Consider the following 3,442-nt stretch of genomic DNA (forward strand, 5'->3'; position numbering starts at 1 on the left):
AGCGCGCACCGTCCGACCCGACGCGCGCACCGTCCGACCCGACGCGCGCACCGTCCGACCCGACGCGCGCACCGTCCGACCCGACGCGCGCACCGTCCGACCCGACGCGCGCACCGTCGGACCCGACGCGCGCCGGTACCAGCCCAGCGGGCGGCACCACCGTGGCCTGACGAACCCAGGGTCTTCCGCCGTCACCTCGGTACGACGGTGACGCCCCGCTGCTCGAAGATGTCCATGAGTACGTCGAAGAACGGGGCCTCTCCGTCCCCCGGGGGCTCCGACTCCGTCAGTCTCGTCCGGGCTTCGGTCGAATCCACCCGGTCGAGGGTGAATCCGCACGCGGTGCCCCAGCCGCCGAACAAGCAGTCGTCCAGCGCGTCCAGATTCCAACCGAAGTAACCGAGCGGCCCGTTGACGGCTTCGCCGATCGCGCACCAGAGGCTGTTCCGGTCGACGATGTGCCGGCCGTCCAGGGTGCTCTTCCGCCCCTCCGGAGCTTCGGGCTCGCCGCGCCTCCGATACCCGTGGGACCACAACGCCACGGACAGCCAGGCCCCTCGCTCGTCGCTGGAGAGTCCGTGCCACAGGCCGGTGCGATCCGGCCCGCCGGCTCGGACGAGGCCCCACAGCGCGTCCGAGCCGGGCACGGCGTCGCCGCACCACAGCTCGACCGTGAGATCGACCAGCCCCGCACCGTGGGCGGAAGGCCGGACGCCGACGACGGTCACGCCACCGACGAAATAGGACCCCATGATGACGCCCTCCGGATCGAGTACGTCGATATGCGCGTTTCCCGCATCAGCGCGGGGACCGCCGATGGCGCCGAGAGCCTTCGACAGACCGCCCCGGGGAAGGCAGCCCGTGAGAAGCACGCGCCGTTCCCCTTCGTCGCTCGACCTCGACCCCGCCCCGCCGACGCGGGTGAACAGCCCCTCGGCGCCGCGCGCGGACCCCAGAAGTCACCCTCGTCCTCGTCGGACCTGGGGACGTACCGCCGACTCTCGTCACCCATGGCTGCCTCGTACACCGAATCTCCCCCTCCACCCGCTATCGGGCACCGATCCCCCACCGCGTCAACCGCCATCACTACGTTCCGTCATCACATGCGGCGGAAATCAGAACGGATTCCTCGAACGCAACACCAACAACGGGTCTCGACTCGACCGAAAGGCGCTCGAATGCCCGCTTCCCGCGAGATCAAACGCATCCGAAGATTGTGGCCGTCACACACCGCCAGGTACAGTCGCGGCCACTGCTTCCCCCCGGGGCTCACCCCACTGAACTCCGGACTGGTCCTGCTGCCGAGGCGAGAGAGAAGTTGGTGAACGACCAGCACACCCACGCCGGGTACGCCGGATACGACGCTTCACAGACAGGCACTCACCCTGCCGGTCCGCTCTACGGGACGCTCCCCGGCGAGCAGGGCGTCGCCCCCGGTTCCGGATACGACAGCGATTTCCCGGCGGGCCCCACGGCCGCCCAGCACGGCGCGTATCCAGGTCAGGACGCCACCTACGCCGTCGCCTCCCCCTGGGAGAGCGGCACGGACGACGGCGCGCACCCCGGTGCGCACCACACCGGCACGTACGACGGCTACCCGGCGGACACCCAGGTCTCGCACCAGCATCCGTACGACGCCACGGGCGGTTGGCCGACCGCCACGGCCCCCGGCGCGTCCGACGGGACCGGGCAGTGGGACTCCAGCGGCTGGCAGCAGGCCGCGACCCACACCACGACCGGGCAGTGGGCCTTCACCGACACCGGCGCCTTCCCCACCACCACCTTCGAGTCGGCCCTGTACGAGACCGGGACCCACCAGGCCGCCACCCCGGCCGGCACGTACGAGAACACCGGCGGGTACGAGGACACCGGCACGTACGAGAACACCGGCGGGTACGAGAACACCGGCGGGTACGAGAACACCGGCACTTACGAGAACCCGGGCAGCTACCAGAACCACGGCGTGTACGAGAACACCGGCGGGTACGACGCCACGGGGTACACCACCGCGACGACCGCCCCCTCGGCCTACGGCTCCGACGCCCCGTACTACGGGCCCACCGCCTACGCCACCGGCGCCTACGACATCCACGCCCAGGGAGCGGCGGGCGGCTACGACGCCCTCGGCCATGACACCCCCGCCTCCGGCACGCCGGCGTACACCCCCACCGCCTTCACCACCGGCGCGTACGACAGCGGCTGCTACGACGCGACCGCCTGGAACACCGCCTCGGACCACGACGCCACGCCCGGGGCGACCGTGTACATCCCGGAACAGATGTCCTACGCGTCCGACGAGCAGCACGAGGCAACACCCGAACACCAGGGCCCCGAACACCGGACCTCCGCACACGCGGAACCCGAACACGCTTCGGACGAGCGGTACGCGTCGGACGCGACCGACTCCGCACAGGACCCGGCGCAGGTCCCCACGCCGGACCCCGCGCAGGAGCCCGAGGACCAGTCCGGCCTCCCGGACACCTGGCCCGACCCGTACCAGCCCGGCGTGCGGTCCGAGGGCGGGCCGGAAGTGCGGTCGGAGGGCCGGTCCGCGGCCCGGAACCGCGCCCGTCGGCGTACGCCCGCCAAGCGGTCCGCGCTGCTGACGATCGCGGTCCCGTCCGCGTGCGTGATGGGTGTCGCGGGGATCGCGGCGGCTTCGGTCGGCGGGATCGGGCACGCCGAGGAGACCAAGGACGACACCACGACGATGGCAGCCGCCGACACGGCCACCGTCAAGGCGCTCGCGTCCAACACCAAGCTGGACACCCAGCTGGCGGGGGTCGACGCCGCGGGTGCGGACTTCCGGGACCGGGCCAGCCGTACGCAGGAGCGCATCGACCTCAAGGAGCGGCAGGCCACCGAGAAGAAGAAGCGGGAGGAGGAGGCCGCCCGCAAGGAGGCCGCCCGCCCCAAGTACCTTCTCCCCGTGGCCCAGCACGGGCTCAGCGCGTACTTCGGCCAGGCCGGGGTCAACTGGATGTCCGTGCACACCGGCATCGACTTCCCCGTGCAGTACGGGACTCCGGTGATGGCGGCGACCGACGGCACCGTCCGCACGCAGTGGAACAGCGCCTACGGCAACATGGCGATCGTGACCATGGAGGACGGAACCGAGACCTGGTACTGCCACCTGAGCAGCACCAAGATCCGCTCGGGTCCGGTCAAGGCCGGCGAGGTGATCGCGTACTCCGGCAACTCCGGCAACTCCACCGGTCCGCACCTGCACTTCGAGGTGCGCCCCGGCGGCGGCGCCGCGATCAATCCGCTGCCCTGGCTGGCGAGCCACGGACTCAATCCGCAGTAGTACGGGAGAGTCGAGGGGAGGGGGGGGGGGGGGGGGGCCCGCCCCCCCCGCCGCGGCCGCGCCGCCCCCCCCCCCCGCCCCCGGGGGGGGGGGGCCGCACCCCCGCAGCATGTGGGGGCCCGGGGCCGCCGCGAG

The 3,442-nt window shown here is 72.0% G+C and carries 2 protein-coding genes; one reads left to right on the top strand and one right to left on the bottom strand.

The annotated features are described in order from the left end of the window. Positions 1–191: 191 nt before the first annotated feature. Positions 192–872, bottom strand: a complete 681-nt coding sequence (locus ACFYPN_RS08790) for a barstar family protein (protein ID WP_358758926.1) — start codon at positions 870–872, stop codon at positions 192–194. A 449-nt stretch (positions 873–1,321) separates the two neighbouring features. Between ACFYPN_RS08790 and ACFYPN_RS08795 the strand changes: the two genes are divergently transcribed. Further along, complete coding sequence (locus ACFYPN_RS08795) at positions 1,322–3,307, top strand: M23 family metallopeptidase (protein WP_358758928.1); 1,986 nt, start codon at positions 1,322–1,324, stop codon at positions 3,305–3,307. The last annotated feature ends 135 nt before the right edge of the window (positions 3,308–3,442 follow it).

Source organism: Streptomyces sp. NPDC005576 (assembly GCF_042871745.1).
GTDB lineage: Bacteria > Actinomycetota > Actinomycetes > Streptomycetales > Streptomycetaceae > Streptomyces.